This is a genomic window from Salinarchaeum laminariae, assembly GCF_023204835.1.
Lineage (GTDB): Archaea > Halobacteriota > Halobacteria > Halobacteriales > Salinarchaeaceae > Salinarchaeum > Salinarchaeum laminariae.
This window is the reverse complement of sequence record NZ_CP096270.1, coordinates 165,640-185,098: the sequence shown is the minus strand read 5'-3', so window position 1 is coordinate 185,098 and position 19,459 is coordinate 165,640. Positions and strand designations below refer to the sequence as shown.

The 19,459-nt window shown below is 67.0% G+C and carries 18 protein-coding genes; 10 read left to right on the top strand and 8 right to left on the bottom strand.

Going from position 1 to position 19,459, the window contains the following annotated elements:
* Positions 1–88: 88 nt before the first annotated feature.
* Positions 89–1,159, bottom strand: a complete 1,071-nt coding sequence (locus MXF70_RS00980) for a Gfo/Idh/MocA family protein (protein ID WP_248516722.1) — start codon at positions 1,157–1,159, stop codon at positions 89–91.
* 789 nt (positions 1,160–1,948) lie between these two features.
* On the opposite strand from MXF70_RS00980, the gene MXF70_RS00975 reads away from it, so the two are divergent.
* Positions 1,949–3,442, top strand: coding sequence for a glycosyltransferase family 4 protein (locus MXF70_RS00975; protein ID WP_248516721.1), 1,494 nt, complete (start codon positions 1,949–1,951; stop codon positions 3,440–3,442).
* Positions 3,443–3,513: 71 nt separating this feature from the next.
* Positions 3,514–5,184: a hypothetical protein gene (locus MXF70_RS00970; RefSeq protein WP_248516720.1), complete on the top strand. Its 1,671-nt coding sequence runs from the start codon at positions 3,514–3,516 to the stop codon at positions 5,182–5,184.
* A 46-nt stretch (positions 5,185–5,230) separates the two neighbouring features.
* Here the strand turns inward: MXF70_RS00970 and proS are convergent, their stop codons facing one another.
* The 4 genes from proS to rnz form a co-directional block, all read right to left on the bottom strand.
* Complete coding sequence (proS, locus tag MXF70_RS00965) at positions 5,231–6,691, bottom strand: proline--tRNA ligase (RefSeq protein WP_248516719.1); 1,461 nt, start codon at positions 6,689–6,691, stop codon at positions 5,231–5,233.
* Between the two features lie 357 nt (positions 6,692–7,048).
* Positions 7,049–8,353 (bottom strand): aspartate--tRNA(Asn) ligase, encoded by a 1,305-nt coding sequence (aspS, locus tag MXF70_RS00960; RefSeq protein ID WP_248516718.1) that lies wholly within the window; start codon positions 8,351–8,353, stop codon positions 7,049–7,051.
* A gap of 89 nt (positions 8,354–8,442) precedes the next feature.
* Entirely contained in the window at positions 8,443–8,877 is a 435-nt protein-coding gene (locus MXF70_RS00955) for a DUF7577 domain-containing protein (RefSeq protein WP_248516717.1), read from the bottom strand.
* 200 nt (positions 8,878–9,077) lie between these two features.
* Complete coding sequence (rnz, locus tag MXF70_RS00950) at positions 9,078–10,013, bottom strand: ribonuclease Z (RefSeq protein ID WP_248516716.1); 936 nt, start codon at positions 10,011–10,013, stop codon at positions 9,078–9,080.
* A 207-nt stretch (positions 10,014–10,220) separates the two neighbouring features.
* Here rnz and MXF70_RS00945 point away from each other — a divergent pair, with 207 nt between their 5' ends.
* Positions 10,221–10,739, top strand: a complete 519-nt coding sequence (locus MXF70_RS00945; RefSeq protein ID WP_248516715.1) for a DUF8056 family protein — start codon at positions 10,221–10,223, stop codon at positions 10,737–10,739.
* A 167-nt stretch (positions 10,740–10,906) separates the two neighbouring features.
* On the top strand, positions 10,907–12,148 hold the full coding sequence (locus MXF70_RS00940; protein WP_248516714.1) for a carboxypeptidase-like regulatory domain-containing protein: 1,242 nt from the start codon (positions 10,907–10,909) through the stop codon (positions 12,146–12,148).
* Between the two features lie 104 nt (positions 12,149–12,252).
* Here MXF70_RS00940 and MXF70_RS00935 read toward each other — a convergent pair whose 3' ends face one another.
* The 3 genes from MXF70_RS00935 to MXF70_RS00925 form a co-directional block, all read right to left on the bottom strand.
* On the bottom strand, positions 12,253–13,314 hold the full coding sequence (locus MXF70_RS00935) for an NAD(P)/FAD-dependent oxidoreductase (RefSeq protein ID WP_248516713.1): 1,062 nt from the start codon (positions 13,312–13,314) through the stop codon (positions 12,253–12,255).
* 97 nt (positions 13,315–13,411) lie between these two features.
* Entirely contained in the window at positions 13,412–14,182 is a 771-nt protein-coding gene (locus tag MXF70_RS00930) for an SDR family NAD(P)-dependent oxidoreductase (RefSeq protein WP_248516712.1), read from the bottom strand.
* 87 nt (positions 14,183–14,269) lie between these two features.
* On the bottom strand, positions 14,270–14,677 hold the full coding sequence (locus MXF70_RS00925) for a hypothetical protein (protein WP_248516711.1): 408 nt from the start codon (positions 14,675–14,677) through the stop codon (positions 14,270–14,272).
* 175 nt (positions 14,678–14,852) lie between these two features.
* On the opposite strand from MXF70_RS00925, the gene MXF70_RS00920 reads away from it, so the two are divergent.
* The 6 genes from MXF70_RS00920 (at position 14,853) to MXF70_RS00895 (ending at position 19,452) form a co-directional block, all read left to right on the top strand.
* Positions 14,853–15,047, top strand: coding sequence for a cold-shock protein (locus MXF70_RS00920; protein ID WP_248516710.1), 195 nt, complete (start codon positions 14,853–14,855; stop codon positions 15,045–15,047).
* A 544-nt stretch (positions 15,048–15,591) separates the two neighbouring features.
* On the top strand, positions 15,592–15,999 hold the full coding sequence (locus MXF70_RS00915) for a DUF5778 family protein (protein ID WP_248516709.1): 408 nt from the start codon (positions 15,592–15,594) through the stop codon (positions 15,997–15,999).
* Positions 16,000–16,098: 99 nt separating this feature from the next.
* Positions 16,099–16,989, top strand: a complete 891-nt coding sequence (locus tag MXF70_RS00910) for a DUF4129 domain-containing protein (protein ID WP_248516708.1) — start codon at positions 16,099–16,101, stop codon at positions 16,987–16,989.
* A complete protein-coding gene (locus tag MXF70_RS00905) occupies positions 16,986–17,594 on the top strand; it encodes a DUF7269 family protein (RefSeq protein WP_248516707.1) in 609 nt (202 codons plus the stop codon). Before MXF70_RS00910 ends, MXF70_RS00905 begins: the two co-directional genes overlap by 4 nt.
* Positions 17,591–18,955, top strand: coding sequence for a DUF58 domain-containing protein (locus tag MXF70_RS00900; protein WP_248516706.1), 1,365 nt, complete (start codon positions 17,591–17,593; stop codon positions 18,953–18,955). Before MXF70_RS00905 ends, MXF70_RS00900 begins: the two co-directional genes overlap by 4 nt.
* Complete coding sequence (locus MXF70_RS00895) at positions 18,952–19,452, top strand: DUF7519 family protein (RefSeq protein ID WP_248516705.1); 501 nt, start codon at positions 18,952–18,954, stop codon at positions 19,450–19,452. The genes MXF70_RS00900 and MXF70_RS00895 overlap by 4 nt, the downstream gene beginning before the upstream one ends.
* Positions 19,453–19,459: the final 7 nt, after the last annotated feature.

Below are 19,459 nucleotides of genomic sequence, written 5' to 3'. Positions count from 1 at the left end.
TGGCCCAGCGGCGTTAGTAGGCGGGTCGTATCGCAGAATCAGTCTGCCCGAGACGACGAGGGTGTGGTTGCTGGCGGTCGCGTCGTCGTCAGCCGCTGGTCTGCGGCGAGAGCGCACCAGACTCGACCATCTCCTCGAGGGGGTTGTCCTCGATGTCGAGCGGGAGGTCGACGCGGCCGCGCCGACGGACGGACTCGTAGCCCGCGAAGATGATCTCCGTCGTGTTGAGCGCGTTCCGAGCGCAGAGTTCGGACTCTTCACTCGCCTCGTAGGCCTGGATGACTTCCTCGATCGCGCGGTCGATGCAGGATTCGTCGGACGCGAGGTCGTCGTACTCGCGTTCGATCGTCCGGCCGTCCGCGTAGGATCGGACCCGAACCGCGACCTCGTCGGTAAGGTGAACGTCCATCACGCCCTCCTCACCGACGAGTCGCCAGTCGCCGTCGGCGATCTCGGACGCCGGTCCAGTCGTCGCCATGCCGTAGACGCCGTTGTCGTACTCCCAGGAGGCGAGCATCTGATTCTCGTTGTGCGTCCCGAAGTAGACCTCCTCGTTTCGGTAGTCGAGCTGCCCGATCACCCAGGTCGCGGGCCGCTCGTCGTTGAAGTAGTTGCACATGTCGATGGCGTGCGTGCCGTTGTCGTAGAAGTTCCCCCAGCTGTACTCGATACGCTGGAGATCGCCGATCGCGCCGTCGTCGAGGAGCTGCTTCGCGTCGCGGAAGGGATCGCCGAACCGTCGCATGTGGTTGAACGTGAGTGCGACGCCCGCGCGCTCACACGTCGCGGCCATCCGTTTCGCACCGCCCCAGGTCATCGCCATCGGCTTCTCGCAGTGAATCGCGTCGACGACGCCGCTCTCGGCGCAGCCGACGACGAGATCCGAGTGGGTCGATGGCGGCGTACAGACGCTCACGACGTCCGGCTCGACGGCCGTCAGCATCTCCTCGTAGTCCTCGAAAACGCCCTCCTCGTCGATATCGTGGCGAACGGCGAACGCCTCGGCGTTCTCCCTGACGATGTCCGCACAGGCGACGAGTTCGCAGGAATCGAGTTTCTCGTAGGCAGCTGCGTGCTGGTACGCCATCGCAAACCCGTCGCTGGTGGGGTTTTCGGGGTCGGCGCCGGTGCCGACGAATGCGACGCGGTGTGTGGTCATCGCTGCTCACCCGCGGCGATAAGGGTGGCCTGTCTGGTCACTGCGCTTGGAAGTGAGTCCATACCTGCGGTGGTGGATCGATGGTCCATCGCTACTCCACGGTCCGGCCCAGGGGGTCATTCCCTTTTTTACGGGGTAGCCTGTCCTTTGTTCGTCCTGCCTGTCTGACTTCTGCCGAAACCCTGCTCGTTGCGAGCCAGATTACTCCGGGTGCCAGTCAGGTTACTCCGTTCGAGAGCCACCGACGACCCGGGCTAGGCCACTCCTTCCTGGAGCGACGACATTCTTACCAAAATCGCCCGGATAGAACGGGGTCGGCGTGCAGTAATCGTCGCTTTCTTCGTTCAGATCGGCCGTCTGAATCCTCGCCACCGAACTGACGCGCGCCGGCGATCCACCGCTCGCCGACGCCGATTCGCCAGGAGTAGCGGTACTGGTCTCTGGTCTCGCGCTCTCCGTCAGCCCCCGGAGTGAATCGCCAGAGAGTCCACCAGCGTCCGCTCGTCGACCCTCCTGTTCTTGCGAGCGGGATACGTTCGCTGGTGATCGACGTACGCCGGGCTTTGTCACCGACCGCCACCGGTAAGGTGCCATCGGGTACACGCCGGGCAGCACTTCAGAGTGAGTCCGGAGGCTGACCGACGGATACTCACAGGTGGCGTCGGGGTTCAGCGATCTTACTCTCGACAATGCGGCTCATTACAGTATGTTCCTGCTCCCACCATCGCATAGCGCGGTCACGTCCCGGGGTCACGACGGCGGGACGGGCCCCTCGCTACTCGACGGATCATGACACACCAACAGTCGACTGCAGACGAGCGGACGGCATCGCCAACTTGGGGATCGGACGTCTCGGTGACGGTGATCGCCACGCCAGGTGACGCCTCCTGTGGGATCGGTACGTACGGGCGCGATCTCCGGAACGCCCTCGACGCCCTGCAACCCGACGAGTCTTCGACGGACTCGGCGGATCGAGAACCGGGTGGTGATTTGGGGGCGACGACGAACGGCGACGTCCAGCGGGTAAGCGATGGTGGCACCGCAGCGAGCGGCGGCGAAACGTCGCCAACGAACCGGGCCGCTGTGACGACAGCGACCAGCGACGACCCGTCGACCGTCAGCGGGGCAGCCGATGCGACGACTGCCGACGCCGGAGCGACGACCGATTCGATCGAGTTGGAACAGGACGATCCGAGCGCGGCCCACTTCGTCTCCGTCGCACTCCGGGCCGCGGTTCGCGGCTCGGACGTGGTCCACGTCCAGCACGAGTACGGACTGTTCCGACGCCCTGGGAGCATCTATCCCGGAGTGCTCGGCCTCGTCTTCTTCCCCGTACTCTGGCTCGCGACGCGGATTCGCGGACAGTCGATCGTCGTAACGATGCACTCCGTTCTCACGCCCGCTCCCGAGGAAGCCAGCTTCGCCAAGCGACTCTACCTCTTCGTGATGCACGAACTGATCGCCAGGGTTGCCGACCACGTGATCTTCCTCTCAGAGGACTGCGAGGAACGGTTTCACGACCACGCGGCGCAGGAGCACGACGAGTATAGCGTGCTCCCTCACGGCGTCAACGTCGCGGACGCGAGCTCGGCCGATCGCGCGACCGCACGCGAGTACTTCGGCTTCGATCCCGCGGACGACGTCGTGGCGATCCCCGGCTTCGTTCGGCCGCCGAAGGGCCACGACGTCTTCGTGGAGGTCGCGAAGGAGCTGCCAGACGTCGAGTTCCTGATCGCCGGCGGCGCGCGGCCCAAGGGGTTCGACGAGTCCTTTTTCAGGGATCTCGAGTCGACGGCGCCGCCGAACGTGACGATCACTGGGGTTCTCGACGACGAGGAGTTCCCGCTCGCGCTCGCCACGCCAGACCTCGCATTGTTGCCCTACCGCGTCGTCACTCAGAGTGGGACTTTCAACTGGTGTGCGGCACAGGAGCTTCCCGTTCTCGCGAGCGACCAGTCCTACTTCCGGCGAATCGAGTCGGAGTGGGGCGCACTCGAAACCGTCCCGATCGACGACGTCGAGACGATCGCGGCCCGCGTCAGCGCACTGCTCCACGACGACGAGCGCCGCGGCGAACTCTCCGACAGCGTCCGGCGCTACAAGGAGGCGAACAGCTTCGAGACCGTCGCCGGCCACCACCTCCGGATCTACCGATCGCTCCTGGGTGCTGTATCCCTGAGTGCGAAGGATTCAGAAAGCGAGGACGCCACGCCTGCCGACGCAAGGCCCCAGCGCCTGGCAGCCTGCAGTGCGCAACGCGAGGCGACTGCCACCTCCGATTGATGCCCACTCGAAGCACCGGGTAGCCCCAGGGCTCCACAGGTTCAAGTACGATGCCGCGGCGACCCCGTGGCATGTCTCCAACCAGACGTGCCACGCTCGCCGCAATCGGCGCTGGCGTATCGAGCTGCGTCGGTCCGGTAGCCAGCGCGAGATCACCAGGCGGCGAAGCCAACTCTCCCGACTCCGCGCAATCAGACGGCGTGCAGATCGAGTGGGACCAACGGTACTCCGACGACCTCGGCTGGCGCGTTGAGGACGCCGCCCCAAACGGCAGCGGTGGCGTCGTTGCACTCTGTAATCTCCTGCAGGGACCCGACACATCTACCGCTGCCAGACTCGTCGAGATAACGCCCGACGGCTCCTCGAAAACGATTACGACGTTCGGCTATCCCCAACAGGACGCCACCCGCTACGGGTACAGAGCCGTCGAACCCGGAATCGACGGTGGATACGTCGTCGTGGGCGTCGAAATCGAGGTCGACTGGGCCGACAGCGTGACTGGGTTCGACGCTCCGATCGTGCACGTCTCCGACGACGGCGAACAGCAGTGGTCGGCGACGGTTCCGGGCATCGTCGGCACGACCGACTATCCGGATCCAACCAGCCTCGCCCAGGTCACCGGCGGGTATCTCGTCGCTGCGACGGATTATCTGAACGACGGCGGAACGGTCCTCGTACGGTACGATACCGACGGCAAACGACAGTACAAGCAGAGCTACGCGACGGCGGACGGCAGCATCTCGCCACTCGAACTCACGTCCGCGGACGACGGCGGTGCCTACTACCTTGGCTATCGAAACGTCGAGCAGTCCCCGAACGACGACGAGCCAGTACTCGCACAACTCGACGCCGATGGGAGCGAACTCTGGCAGGTCGATACCGGATTGAGCGGCCGCGTTCCCCTCGGGTTCACAGCCACAGAGGATCGGTATCTCGTGGTCGGCAGTGACGTCGGCGGCGGAGAGAGTACGAACGCCGGCTGGGCCATGGAGCTCAGCGGCGACCCGCCGACGATCGACTGGACCGGATCCGTCGACGGGTTCGGTACGGCACTTGCAGACGCTGCAGTCCCCCCGGGATCGGACGAGTGGGTGTTTTCGGGGAGGACAGCCGTCGAACCGGCCGAGGACGCTGCCGACGGGGATGGTGATGGAAACTCGGGCGGCACCGTAACGGGCCGGATCGTAGCGGGCACCGACCTCACGTCGCCATCTGTGACGCGGACCGTCGACGGAAGCAGCGTCTTCCTCGATATCGTCCCATCTGGGGACGGAGTGGCCTACGCGCTCGGCAGGGCTGGAACCGGTGCAGATTCGGAACTGGGCGTCGTGCGACTCTCGACGCCGCTCGACCCGAACGAGATCTCGACCTCGGTCACGCCTACGACGGTCTCTCCCGGCGATTCCGTCGACCTGTCCATCGACTCCGTGGGTGAGTACGATTCGACTCTCCTCGAGACGACGTGGTCGACGAACGGATCGTCGGTCGGTACAGGGAGCACGGCCGAGGCGAGTTACGACGATCCCGGTGAGCACGCTCTGACGGCAACGATCCGTACACAGGATGGGAGAACCACCACCGTCGAGCACGTGGTGACGGTCGGTGAGCCAGAGTCCAGCAATTCCAACGGCAGCGGTGACGGATCGCCCGGTTTCGGGATGCTCGCGGCTGGTGGCGGCCTCGCAGGCGCCGCCGCGCTCCAGCGACTCCGTGGCGGTGGATCGGACGGCCAAGCAGAGTAGCGTCCCCAATTCTACAACGCGAATCCGCCCCGGGGACACAGTTGTCTCAGTACGTTCGCGCGAAGTAGGCCGTCTCCAGCGCCTCGTCGCCACACATTGCACAGTCCTCGTGGATCGGCTCCTCGTCCTCGTCGAGGGGAACCATCACGATCTCCGCGGCGATCTCGTCCTTGATCACGGTCTCGCAGGCCTCGTCGCCACACCAGCCACACTTGACGTAGCCGCCGTGCTGGCCGATGGTGCCGAGGATCTGGTTGGGCTCGTCGGCCTCGCGGACGTTCATTTCGAGGTTCTCCTCGGCGGCGTCGTAGAGCTTCGCGTAGACGTCGTCGAGTGCATCGTCCACGTCGTCGACCGCCGTCTCGCGATCCGCGACGACGGATTCGCCGTCGGGCCGGTGAACGAGCGTCGCCTCACCGTCCTCGACCTCGTTGGGGCCGATCTCGATGCGGAGCGGTACTCCGTGGAGCTCGTGCTCGTTGAACTTGAAGCCGGGATTCCGCGTATCGCGGTCGTCGAGGTCGACGCGCAGGCCCGCGTCCTCGAGATCGGCGGCGAGTTCGTCAGCGTAGTCGAGGACCTCCTCGCGGGTGTCCTCTTGCCAGATGGGGACGATCGCGACCTGTGTGGGTGCGATCGCCGGGGGAAGGACGAGCCCCTGATCGTCGCTGTGGGTCATGATGAGCGCTCCGAGTGCGCGCCACGACAGGCCCCAGGAGGTCGTATGGGCGGTCGCCTCGGCCTCGTCCTCGTCGGTGTACGTGATGTCGAACGCTTCCGCGAAGGAGGTGCCCAGATCGTGGCTGGTGCCGCCCTGGACGGACTTGCCGTCGGGCATCAGCGCCTCGACGGTCGTCGTCGTCTCGGCACCCGGGAACTTGTCGTGGTCGGGCTTGCGCCCGCGGAGGACGGGCATGGCCAGCAGCTCCTCGTAGGTCTCCTCGTACTGGTCGAGGCGGAGCATCGTCTCCTCCCAGGCCTCCTCGGCGGTCTCGTGGGCGGTGTGGCCCTCCTGCCAGCAGAACTCCTTTGTCCGGAAGAACGGCTTCGTCTCCGTGGCCTCCCATCGGACGACCGAACACCACTGGTTCAGCCGCATCGGGAGGTCGCGATGCGAGCGCGTCCACTGGGCCATGAACGGCGCGATGATCGACTCGCTGGTGGGTCGCACGGCGAGGCGCTCCTCCAGCTCGTCGTGGCCACCGTGGGTCACCCAGGCGACCTCGGGGTCGAACCCCTCGACGACGTCCTTCTCCTTCTCGAGGTAGGACTCGGGGATGAACAGCGGGAAGTAGGCGTTGTCGACGCCGGTCGCCTTGAACTTCGCGTCGAGGTGGTCCTTCAGCGACTCCCAGAGCGCCCACCCGCGGGGCCGCGTGACGATGAACCCGCCCATCGGCGCGTAATCTGCGATGCCGGCCTTCTGGACGACCTCGGCGTACCAGTCGCCGGTGGCGTGCTCCTTCGATTCGGTGATGCCCAGCTCCTGGGCGTCCTCGTCGGTCATTAGGCGAATCGTGTGCGGTAGCGGGCATAAACGTCCCGAAGGTGTGTCGGGCGGTCGCGTGGCGATGGCGAGTCGGAGCGGCAGCTGCTCGGCGTAGAGTCGGTGAAGGAAGTAGTGACGAGCGTCTGTCCGTTACGGGCTCAGTCGTTGCCGGTCCGGCGAGACTCGCTCCGCTCGCCTCGCTGGCTCCCAACGACTTCGTCCTACGGGCTCAGACGCTGGCGATCCCGCGGGCATTGCGTCACGTCGCTTCGCTCGTGACGAATGCTCGTTCGCTCCCTACGGTCGCTCACGAGAACACCGAGAGACTCGCTCCACTCGTCTCTCGAGCTCCCGCTCGACGGACAACGGCGTCGCCTACGGCGACAGCCGTTGCCGGTCTCGCGGGAACAGAACCGTCTCCCGAATGTTGTCCAGATCCAGCATCGTCATCACGAGGCGCTCGGCACCGAGGCCGAAGCCGGCGTGAGGCGGCATGCCGTATTTGAACATCTTCGTGTAGTACTCGAACTGCGCGGGGTCGAGGCCCTGCTGCTCGAATCCCTCGACGAGCGCGTCGTGTCGGTGTTCGCGCTGCCCGCCGGAGACGAGCTCCATGACCGGGTGCATCAGGTCGAAGCCGGTGGACTCCTGTGGGTCCTCGTCGGTGTCCTTGATGTAGAACGGCTTGACCTCGCTTGGCCAGTTCGTGATGAAGTAGTGCTCGCCGACGGCCTCGCCGAGCGCGCGCTCGGCTTCCGTCGAGAGGTCGTCGCCCCAGACGAGCTGCTCGTCGAGCTCGCCGGTCGCGTTGACGCGCTCGATGGCCTCCTCGTAGGTGAGCCGGGGGAAGTCGCCATCGGGGGCGGCAAACTCGTCTGCGAGCTCGAGCTGTTCGAGCTCTCGCTGGCAGTTCTCGGCGACGGCCTCGTAGGCCGCCGTGACGATCGATTCTGCGACGTCCATTGCGTCGGGAGCGTCACAGAACGCGCCCTCGAAGTCGATCGATGTCGCCTCGTTGAGGTGTCGGGGCGTGTTGTGCTCCTCCGCGCGGAAGATCGGGCCGATCTCGAAGACGCGCTCGAAGCCGCCGCCGGAGGCGAGCTGCTTGAACAGCTGCGGGCTCTGGTTCATGAACGCTTCCTGCCCGAAGTAGGTGATCGGGAACAGCTCCGTCCCGCCCTCGGTGCCGGTCGCGACGATCTTCGGAGTCGTGATCTCCGTGCAGTGGAGGTCGCGGAACTCCTCGCGGACGGCCTCGAGGACCGTCGAACGGATCTCGAAGATCGCGCGGACCTCGGGCTTGCGGGTGTCCAGCGTGCGGTTGTCCAGTCGCGTCGAGAGGTCGGCGTCGACCTTGCCGGAGGGGTCGAGCGGGAGCTCGGGCTCGGCCTCGGCGACGACCTCGAAGGAATCGATCGTCATTTCGACGCCGGTCGGCGCGCGCTCCTCTTCCTCGACCGGTCCGGTCACGCGAACCACGCTCTCTCGCGTGACTTCGGTGGCCAGCTCCTCCAGGTCCTCGTCGATCTCGCCCTTCTCGACTTTCACCTGAATGCGGCCGGTCGCGTCCCGGACGATTACGAATGCGATGCCCCCGAGGTCGCGGACCTCGTGGACCCACCCGGCAACGGTGGCGGTCGTGCCGGGGTCGGCGTCAGCAGTGTAAGTACGGTCGTCCATACGGAGCGGTGCGACGGCCGGCCTGTAAACACCGTCGATTTGTCAGGGGATGGCCGTCGCGGTGACCGTCGCCGGAACACTCTGCAGAATCAGAACGCCTGCCCGTCCCGCGAGGCCTCACTGCCGTCGGCCAGCGTCGTCCCGCCCATCAGTTCGCCGACGCAGAAGCGACAGAACCGAAACTCGGCCGCGTTCTTGACGCCACAATGCGGGCACTGCACGATCCGGTCCCGTTCGATCGGCGGCAGTTCGCCGGATCCACCGCTGGGGCCGTCTCCGTCGGTGACCGCTCCGTGGCTGAGTTCGCGCGTCGGTCTCGACTCGCCGTCGCCGCGGCCCCGGATCTCGGCGTCGCTCGATTGCCCCGGTCCAGCCTCCGCCGAAAACTCCGGGGGCGCGTTCACTGACGGCTCGGAGCGTCCCACGTTCCCGCGCACGAAGTACGCCAGGACGAGCAGGTGACCGAGTGCGAATCCCGCTGCTGCCACCCACAGCCAGACGCCGGACTCCAGGCCCAGTGGCATTGGTACACACGGACTACCGTCTCTGGCCCAATAAAACGCGCGGCGGCACGGCATTGTGTCTGGTTGACACACCCGTCGAGTCCGGCCGACAGCTCGGGCTGGCAGTGCATGAGCGAGCGAGAAGCGGTGCGAAAGTGGGACCGACCGACGGACGCATAGCCTCTGGACCGATGCTGCTGGGCCTGGGCTGCCGATCAGCGTCAGTGTTCCGTCGCGTCTGGGAACGGCAGGTCGACCACGTCGCCGTCGTCGGGAACGAACGCCTCGCCCTCGAAGGCTGCCCTGGCCTCGGTTTCGTGGCCGGCAACGTCGTGGGCGTATCGCGAGGAGATGTGGGTCAAGGCGAGCTTCCGGACGTCGGCACGCGCCGCGATCTCGCCGGCCTCTCTGGCCGTCGAATGCCCGGTCTTTCGCGCCCGACCGGCGCGGTCGTCGGCGAACGTCGCGTCGTGAATCAGCAGGTCGGCACCGTCTGCGATCTCGACAGTCCGATCCTGCGGTCGCGTGTCGCCGGTGTAGACCAGCGTCCGTCCGGGCCGTGGCTCGCCGACGACCTGCTCGGGCTCGATCGTCCGGCCGTCGTCGAGTTCGACGGCCTGGCCGTCGTGGAGCTGGGAGAATGCGGGGCCGACGGGCACGCCGAGCTCCTCCGCGCGGTCGCGGTCGAATCGCCCCTTCCGATCGTCTTCGATCAGCGCGTACCCGACTGCCGTCGTGTGGTGATCGACGTCGAAGGATCGGATCTCGTACTCCTCGCGGCGCAGGACGACGCTCTCGGGCTGGACCGTCGAGAGCCGGAGCGGGAAGGAGGGGGTGCCGCCCAGTGCACCGAGGAACTTCCGGACGTCGCTCTTCGTGCCCGGTGGCACGTGGATCGTCAGAGCTGTTTCGCGATCGTTGAAATCGAGCGTCTCGAGCAGCCCTGGAAGTCCGTAGACGTGGTCGCCGTGGAGATGCGTGACGAAGATGTGCCCGACGTCGAACCCGGCACCGAAATGCATGAGCTGGCGCTGGGTCCCCTCGCCACAGTCGAAGAGATGGCGGTCGCCCTCACGGTTGACGAGGATCGAACTGGGGTTGCGCTCCGTCGTCGGCACCGCACCGCCGGTCCCCAGGAACGTCACGCGAAGCGTCATCCCGTCGTGCTCCGGACCGTGTGCCGAAAGGCGTATCGAAACCGCCGGGCGGGCGCTGTCGGCGGGGTCGAACGAGCGCTCCGTTTCGCTGGACGCCAGAGTCCAGCGCTTCGCCAGTCTGCGGCGGTTCGCCCCGAAACGGGACGCCGGTCGACGCTGCACGTCGGATCGTCGGTCTTAACCCCGAACCCGCCGAACCCGCTCGCGATGAGTGACGAGGTGCCCCGCTCGCGAAGCGTCGTCGTCGGGGCCGTGAAATACGCCATCGTTCGGGGCGAGTCGCGACTGTTCCGCAGCTACGCGGCGATCGGGAGCCTGCTCGCGCTGTTCGTCGGCATGGTGTTCGTCCTCGCGCTGCCGGTCTGGGTCGTCGAGATCGCCGACTCCGGCGGCGGGCCGCTCCAGCGGATCGGCATCGGGCTGCTTTGGCTCGTCGGTCTCGTCGTCGTGGCGACCATCGTGGTACCGATGTTGTTCGTCGTGCGCCGGCACCGCGAGGGCCGCCCGGAACGGCAGTTCGCGTTCGGCCTCGCCGGGTTCGTTTACGTCCTCTCCGTTTATCTCGCGCTGGTGGTCTCCGCGCCGGCGGACCTGCGCGAGTCGCCAAGCGGCGTGCTCGCCCCGGTCCTCGAGGCGCTGTACGGTCTCCCGCGTCTCTCCGGCATCGCGTTTCCCGTGCTGGGGACGATCCTGCTGTTCGCCATCGAATACGGGCTCGATCGGTAGCGCCGAGCGCGGCGCCGCAGGCGCCGAGACGAATCTGGACGGACTGCTGGTCGCTGGACGACCACTTTCTGGACGGAAGATTCCGAGACGGATCGGGGCTGATCGACCGACGTACGGCGCCCTGCGAGCGCCCCAATTTAAGTTACACCACACCATGGTCTGTCATAATGCTACGAACGACGATCGTCGCTGCCGCCGTCCTGCTCGCTGCTCTCGTGGGCGCAGCGGGGTTGGCGGCGGCAGGCAGCGGTGCGGCACAGGACTCCGAGGAGGTGACCATCGAACTCGTCGTCACGACGCCGGAGGGTGACGCCATCGGTGGCGCCGAGGCGACGGTCGAGGCGGGCGGAACCTCGCAGACGAAGACGACCACCGGCAACGGCCGTGTGTACTTCGACGTGGCCGCTGGCGCCGACGGCACGATCACACTCTCTCACGACGACTACGTCAAGAACGTCGTCCACGAGTTCAGCGACGCCTCGTCGGGTCAGACCGTCGAAACGACGATGTACGAGCCAGCGACCGGCGAGATCACCATCGTCGACACGAACGGCGAGCCCGTCGAGGGAGCGACGGTCCGGTTCCGGAAGAACGGGCAGAGCGCCGTCTCGGCCAAAGGCGATACCGACGCCGACGGCGTCTTCGCCTCCGACCAGGTAGAGGCCGGCACCTACACTATCAGCGTCAAAGAGCCGGGCTACTACGACACCGAGCAGAGTGTCGAACTCACTGGCACGACGAACGAGACCATCGAGATCGAAGCTGGCGAGGTGACGGTCGGTCTCGTCACCAGCGACCCGACGCCGGAAGGACCGGGGCAGGTGAGCGCGAACGTCGCGATCACGCTCGACGGTGAAACGGAAAAGAGCACGACGACGCGTACGGACGAGATCCGTTCGGTCATCCTCGACGTCAACCGGAACTACGACGTCGAGATCACGAAGGAGAACTACAGCACCGTCTCGACGAGCCTGAACACCGGCGAGAGCGACGAACAGGTGACCTTCAACGTCACCCGAGAGCCGTCGATCTCGCTCTCGCTCGGCAACGAGCGCGTCGTCGTCGGGGAGACCCTCCGCGTCGAAGTCACCGACGAGTACGACCGTCCCGTCGAGGGCGCGAGCGTCTCCGTCGCCGGTGAGAGCTCCGGCGAGACCGACGCTCAGGGCGTCGCGAACGTGGAGATCCCGAGCGAAGGCGATCTCGACGTCAGCGCCGAGTACGACGGTCTCAGCGCCGACTCCAAAACGGTCACCGGGATCGCGGGCTCTTCCGGCGACGGCGGCGGCAACGAGACAGGCAACGACAGCGACGACGGCGGTACCGGTGACGGCTCGCCCGGCTTCGGCGTCGTGGCAGCACTGCTCGGTGCACTCGCGGCGGTCGGGATCCTCTCCCGCCGACGCTGAGTGTCGACCGGCGACTCACTTTTCGGCCGTTTTTTGTCCAGACTTCTCAGCAGTAGCTCAGATCGGTCATTGCACGGCACGTAGCCAAACGGCGGCCTCGAGTCTCAGTCCCCGAGCTGAGCTGCCGTCTCGAGTCCACTCCGGAGTGCAGCATCGATCCGCGACTCGCCCTCGACCCAGTCGCCAGCGACGCGGAGGCCGGCGGCTGCCGGGTCACTCTGGACTCCCGGTGCGAGCCCGTCGTCGGTGAGCGCGTACCGCCACCGGACGACGTCCGTCCAGTCTGGGGACGCGAGGGCTGGCTCGTCGACGAGCTCGGCGACCAGAGCCGTGGCGTCCTCGGCCACCAGATCGTCGTCTGCTCGCCGGTACGTTCGCGACCACTCGGAGCTGGCTTGCAGGATCAGGAGCGATCCGCCGTCGACGTGGCCTGGCTTGCACTCTTCTCGGGCGACCCAGCCCAGATCCCGCGTCTTCGACACGTCGACGAGTGCGTAGTAGGGCCACTCCAGGGGTCGTTCGTATCTGGCGGCGACGGTCGTGATCGGTCGAAACTCCACGGAGCGAGCTGCCTCGCGGAGGCCGTCGGCAACGGGAACGTCAAGGAGGAGTTCGGCGGTCGTCGGCGCCGGTGGGGTGAGGACCACGCGATCGAATTCGGCCGATTCGGCCTCGACCGTCGCCAGCTCATCGGCCCCGTCGTCGTCCAACCGGGATCCTGTGGGCCCAGTCTCCAGCGTCCAGCGGCCGTCGTCCGATCGGTGAACGCCGACGACGTCGGTCTCCCAGTGGACCGTCGCGTCGGCGGATTGGAGGAGCGTACTCGCGATCGAGGCGACGCCGTCGCGCCCCGTCAGTTTCGGCTCGTCGGTGTCGCGCCCGGGAGAAACGTCGCCGTCCGCGTCGACGGTCCAGACCTCGCCGTCGACCGCGACCAGATCGTCGGCGAGCGGGCCGTCGACGAGCGTCTGCACTCGCTCGCTCTCCACGGAGAGATAGTTCGCGCCGACGTCGTAGACGCACTGCCCGCGACGACTGGTCGTTGCGCGGCCGCCGGCCTCGCGCCGTCGCTCGTAGAGCGTCACTGCGGCATCGGCGTCACGGAGTCCGTAGGCCGTCGCAGCGCCAGCGGCTCCGGCGCCGACGATGGCGACGCGTTCTGTCACGTTCTCTTCGTTCGGGAGTCCAGTGCAAAAGCCCCGCGTTCGGGGCGGCTGGGCGCCGTTCGATCGACGGCGACGAACCGGGCCCGCTTCGGGCGAGCTACACCCGTTCGGGAAGCCAACCACCGTCGACTTCGACGTTCTCGCCACTGACGTAGTCGCTCCCGGGATCGAGGAAGAAGTACAGTGCCTGGATCAGATCCTCGAACGCTGCGGGGCGATCCCGTGGAAGCGTCTCGGGAAACTCCTCGGAGTTCTCGATCACGTACGGCGAAATTGCGTTGACGGTGATGCCGTCGTCGCTGGTATCGGCGGCGAGCATCCGCGTGAACATCAACACGCTGGCCTTCGCCGCGAAGTACGGGAAGTTTTTCGGGCTGACCAGCCCCCTGTCAGCGGAGGCGTAGCCGATGTTGACGATCCGGCCGTACCCCTGCTCTCGCATGGCGGGGAGTGCGCGCTTCGAGCAGAGGTAGGTCGCGTCGACGTTCGTCGCGAAGACGTCTCGCCAGGTCTCGTAATCGATCTCCGACCAGTGGGTCGGCGCGAACGCGCCGACGTTGTTGACGAGCACGTCGACTGGGCCGAGCTCGGCCTCGACCCGCTCGAAGAGCACCGCGACCTCTTCGGGATCGGTGACGTCGCCCTGGACCCTAGTGACGCTACTGGCAGTACCCTCTGTAGCGCCGTCGAGGCTGGGTGCCGCGTCGCGAGCTTCCTCGGCGGCAGCCTCGGCCGCGTCTTCGCTCGTGTTGTAGTGGATCGCGACCGATGCGCCCTTCGCTGCGCAGGCGACCGCCATCGCACGGCCGAGTCCGCGGGCGCTTCCGGTCACAAGCACGGTTCGCCCGGAGAGGTCGACGTCGATCATGACAAACACGTCGGCTGCCAGGACTAAAGTGGCGCCGCTTCCCGGTGTCTCGCCTCTCGTGCGTGCTCGATCGTCTACGCCGGTCGGTTACTCGTCCCGCCGCTCCTTCCAGCGTTGTTCCTGCAATCGCTCCGCAACGTGGCGGTCTCCTGCGGCCAGTTCGTCCCGCGCCTCCCGCTCGAAGGCGCTCACGTCGGCGAGGAGTCCGTTCTGGAAGGATTCGACGAGGTCGTAGGACCACCGCTCGTCGTCGACGACGCCTCTCGGTAGCAGCCCGTCCCGTATCGCGTCGGCGAGTTCGGTGTGGCCTGCTGCCCGCAGGTGCTCCTCCGCCGCTGCGAGGTGGTCCATCCCGTGCCCAGTCGCGTGGTGGAACTGCAGCAAGTGGCCGTTGGCCCGCTGGAGCCACTCGCAGCCGAGCTCGACCTCGTGGAGCGCTGCCACCGTCCCCTCCTCAGGGCTCCCACCCGTCGATGTGTCGTGACCGGGGGCCATGGGTATCTGTAGCACACAACGGCGGTTAGTGTTTCCGCCGGCCGCGTGATCGACGATTCCTCGCTATCGAAAAGGAGCCTCTCTACGCTTCATAGTGGCGCTACGGCATTCTGAGAGACTGAGAGTGAAATCAGCAGGAATTTTATATACCTGGGGAGCGACGGTTTAGATTGCAATGCCGACAGGTACGGTCGACTTCTTCAACGATTCGGGCGGTTACGGGTTTATCGAAAGCGAGGACTCGGACGAGGACGTCTTCTTCCACATGGAGGACGTCGGCGGTCCCGACCTGGAGGAGGGTCAGGAGGTCGAGTTCGAGATCGTGCAGGCCGATAAAGGCCCGCGCGCGAAGGACCTGACTCGCCTGTAATCCCACGACGAGAGCGGCCCAGACACCGGGAGCGACCGACGCCCCGCGAAACGCGATCCTTCGTTTATTGCCTCGGTGAGCTACGGGTGTGGGATTCGGGGGCGTCGTACTGACCGCAACCGCAGCAACGACTGCCTCGAAAGCCCTAGACCGGCTCCGCTTCCGAGAGACGTTCCTGCTCGGCCTCCGGCCTGCGCGGGCTGCGACTCTCGACGTCTCGCTCGCTCCGCTCACGAGACTCGTGCGGCTCGCTGCGGTCCTCGCCTCGCTCACTTCGTTCGCTCGGCTGCGGTCCTTGCTTCACCGTGCTTCCCGGACCCGGCCTCGCCCTTTCAGTTTGCCAGAAGACAGAGTCTTCTGGCCGCCCGAAAATCTTCGATTTTCGCAGGCCGCCAGGGATGGTGGACTGACGGGATTGCGATACACGTGGGGAAGTCGGCCGAGCGCGATCCGTGGGCGTGCCGGCGGCCGCGCTCCCCCAGATCAGCGGAGCGGGGCAGCGCTGGATCGTGAGCGGTAAAAGCAGCCGCTGTCTGGGTCTCGTATGGACGACGTTACGGATCCTGATCTCTACCAGCGGACCCAGCGGCTCCTCGAACCGGGCGAGATCGAACTGGACGGGCTCATCGTCCACACCGATCTCCCCAGCGAGGACGACATCGAGATGCTCGACGAGACGCTCGCCGTCGGCGACGTAATCGCCGAGCACGCCGGCCACGATCCTTCCGAGACCTACGTCTACTCGGGCAACGACGACCCCGACTTCTCCTCGAATCAGCACCAGGGGCTGACCCTCGACGGCGACGAGTTCGTCTGGGAGTGCCAGCAGCTCCTTCGTTCGGGTAGCTACGACCTCGTCTTCTACTTCGAGGCCAGCGCCGATCGCGAGGCGATCGCGGAGGCGGCGGCCGAGCAGACCGGCTTCGCGACGACGGCCGTCGCGGGCCAGTAGACGGAGCTGGCAGGATCGCGTACTCCCCTCGCCCAGAGGCGTCTTCGGGGTCGTCCCAACCGAAAAACGCAAACGGGGGGCTGTGCTACCGATCCGCACATGGAGACGCGTCGGGTGCGTGCGGGCGTTGTGTTGTTGCTCGCAGTCGTTGCGCTCGGAGCGGCTGGTGCAGCCGTCGACAGTAGCGGTGGCGGAAGCGGATCCAGCGGTGCAGGTGGGGGAACGAGCTCCGGCGCCGGGGCCGACAAGGGCAGCGGCCTCGCGCCGATGATCGACCAGAGCGAGCCGCTGTTCCCGGGTGACCTTCTCACGATGCTGATCGGGATCATGGCCGCCGGCGGATTCCTCGTCGCCGTGGTCGCACTCGTGTTGGCGATCACGCGCTGGGACTGGCCGGACCTGTTCGCGTACGTTCAATCGAAGCTCCAGACGATCGCGTTCTTCGGACTGGGCCTCCTGGCCCTTTACTTTCTCTTCGAACTGCTGTCGCTGTCCGGCGGCGACGACACCCCGGGCGGCGTTACGTCGCAGGCGGAGGGAGCAAGCGACGTCGCCTCGGAGACCGGCGTCGAGCTGACTGCGGCGGTCGGTGTCGCCATCGTGATCGTGGCACTGGTGGTCCTGCTTCTGATCGCGCGGTCGGCCGAAGATGACGACGACGGTGCTGCGTCCCGCGCCGCTCCGGATTCCGGTGAGGGCGCCGTCACGTCGGGTGGATCGAACGTCGGTGGCGCGACCATCAGCAACCAGCCCGCCGACAACGAGGTCTACGAAGCGTGGCTCTCACTCGCCAGCGCGGCGAACGCCAACGCCCACCGGGACACGCCAGAGGAGGTCGCCGACAGCGCCGTCGATGCCGGCGTTGACGAGGCGGCCGCCCGGGAGATCACGTCGCTGTTCGAGTCGGTGCGGTATGGCGATCGCGAACCGACGAGCGGGATCGAGGAGCGCGCTGCGCGGGCCCGAGCCAAACTCTCGGGTGAACGATGAGCGCGGCGACCGACCGTCTTCCGCGTGTCGACCTCGTGACCGTCGGCATCGGAGTCGCGGCCATCGTCGCGATTCTGGGGATCGTCAGCGTGTTCACTAGCGCACTCGACCTGAGTAGCCTCGTGCAGAACCGGTTCCGGATCACCGTCGGCCTCGTCGGCGTCGGCCTCGGCGCAGTTATGGCGAAGGGGTGGATCGACGCCGAGGAAGACGGCTACCGTCCCCCCGACCGCGAGCGAGTCCTCCCCGTCTCCGTCCCCGGCGACGAGTTCGACGAACTGCTGTGGCTCCGGTCGGTCGCCACCTCTACGGAGTCGATCCGGTACTACCGATCCGAGAGCCGTGACGAACTGCTGGCCGTGGCGATCGAGGTCCTCGAACTCCACCGCGGCTACTCCGAGGACGACGCCCGGGAGCGACTCCGCGACGGTAGCTGGACCGACGACCCGGTCGCACGGGAGTTCTTCCAGTACGGCGGCGGGAGCGAGGTGAGCGAGCAGCTCTCGAACACGGTCCGCCGGTCCCGTGGTAGCGACCACCCCTACACCCGCCGTGCGCGCCGAACGATCGACGTCCTCGACGGCATCGTGGAGGGCGAACGATGACTGCCCAGAGCGTTCCGGCTGCGGCGCAGAACCTCCCCGACGAGGTCCTCGAGCAGCGGCAATCGGAGCGAGACGACAAGGGCGTGCCGACCGGCCTCCGCCGAACGAACCGCTGGCGCGGAATCGCCGCTCTGACGCTCGTCGCGATCGGCGTCGGCGTCCTGATCGAGCAGCCCGCAGCGTTGCTCGCCGGCGTGTTCGGCGTTGCCTTCGCCGCCTACGGCGAGGTCGGTGCGGCGCCCGATCCGACCCTCGCCGTCGAGCGATCGATCGCCGACGAGGAGCCGGCAGACGGCGACGAGGTCTCGGTGACGGTGACGATTACGAACGAGGGCGATCGGACGCTAACCGACCTGCGCGTCGTCGACGGCGTCCCCGACGGGCTGTCGGTCGTCAGCGGTTCGCCACGGGCGGCCACAGTGCTTCGGCCGGAGGAGTCCCTCGAACTGTCCTACGAGGTCGACGCGACTCGCGGCGACCACGCGTTCGATCCGATGGTGGCGATCGTCCGGGACGTCACGGGTGCCACGGAACGTGCCGTCGAGATCGAAACGGCCGGCGGCATCGACTGCGTCCCGTCGTTTCCGGCCGATCCGCCGGCGTTTCCGCTGCGCGCCCAGACGACGAGATACACCGGCCGTGCGTCCGCGACGGAGGGCGGCGACGGCGTCGAGTTTCACGCGACTCGCGAGTACCGTGCCGGGGATCCACTCTCCCGGATCGACTGGAAGCGAACCGCCAGAACGCGGGATCTCACGACCGTCGAGTACCGCCTGGAGCGCGCCGCCTCCGTCCTGATCGTCGTCGACGCACGCAAAGCGGCCTACGCGTCGCACGATTCCCACGGCGAGACGACCGTCGACCGCTGCGTCGACGCCGCCCGGACCGTCGCAGCCTCGCTGTTCGATGCGGGCCACTCCGTCGGCCTCGCTGCGATCTCGCCGCGACCGTGCTGGATCACGCCGGGGCAGGGCGTCGAGCACCGGCTCGAACTCACGACCACGCTCGCCCGGCACGAGGCCTTCTCGCGCGAGCCGCCTGCGGAGTCGACCAACGTCTACGCCGCTGGCCGCGAGATTCGCAGCCGGCTCGCGAGCGACACGCAGGTCGTCTTCGTCTCGCCGATGATCGACGACGCCGGCGCCCAGATCGCCTACCGGTTCGACGCGCACGGCCACCTGACGACGGTCGTGAGCCCCGACTCCTGCGTCGATGATACCGCCGGCCACCAGACCGCGTCCGTCTCGCGATCGCTGCGGATCACGACGACGCGCCACGCCGGACTGCCGACGATCGACTGGGATCGCGACGAGCCCTTCGACCACGCGATCATTCGATCCAACCGACGGTGGTCCGCGTGAGCGACGACGCCTTCGACGTCGGTGCACCCGAGCCCGGCGTCCCGATCACCGCCATTCCGGCGACGATCGCCATTCTGGCGACCGCGGTAGCGATCCCCGCCGCGGTGCTGGCGCTTCTCGGGGCGGGCCTGATGATCGTCGGCGTCCGACGTGGGAACCGACGGCTCCACACGATGGGCGCCGCCGCGTCGTTCGCGGGGGTGTTGTTCGCGACGGCACTGGGCGCAGCGCCCGCGCTCGCACTTCTGGGTGGGGCCTGTGCCGTGTTGGCCTGGGATGCTGGCGAGCACGCGATCGGGCTGGGCCAGCAGGTCGGACGGGACGCCGACGCCCGCCGGGCCGTGCTGGTCCACACCGGTGCGAGCAGCCTCGCAGCGATCGGGATCGTCCTCCTGACGACGGTCGTCTACCTGCTCGCACGGACCGGTCAGCCGAGCACCGCCGCTGGCGTGCTCGTCGCCGCAGTCGGGCTGTTCGCGCTGTTGCTGCATCGGTAGTCGGCAG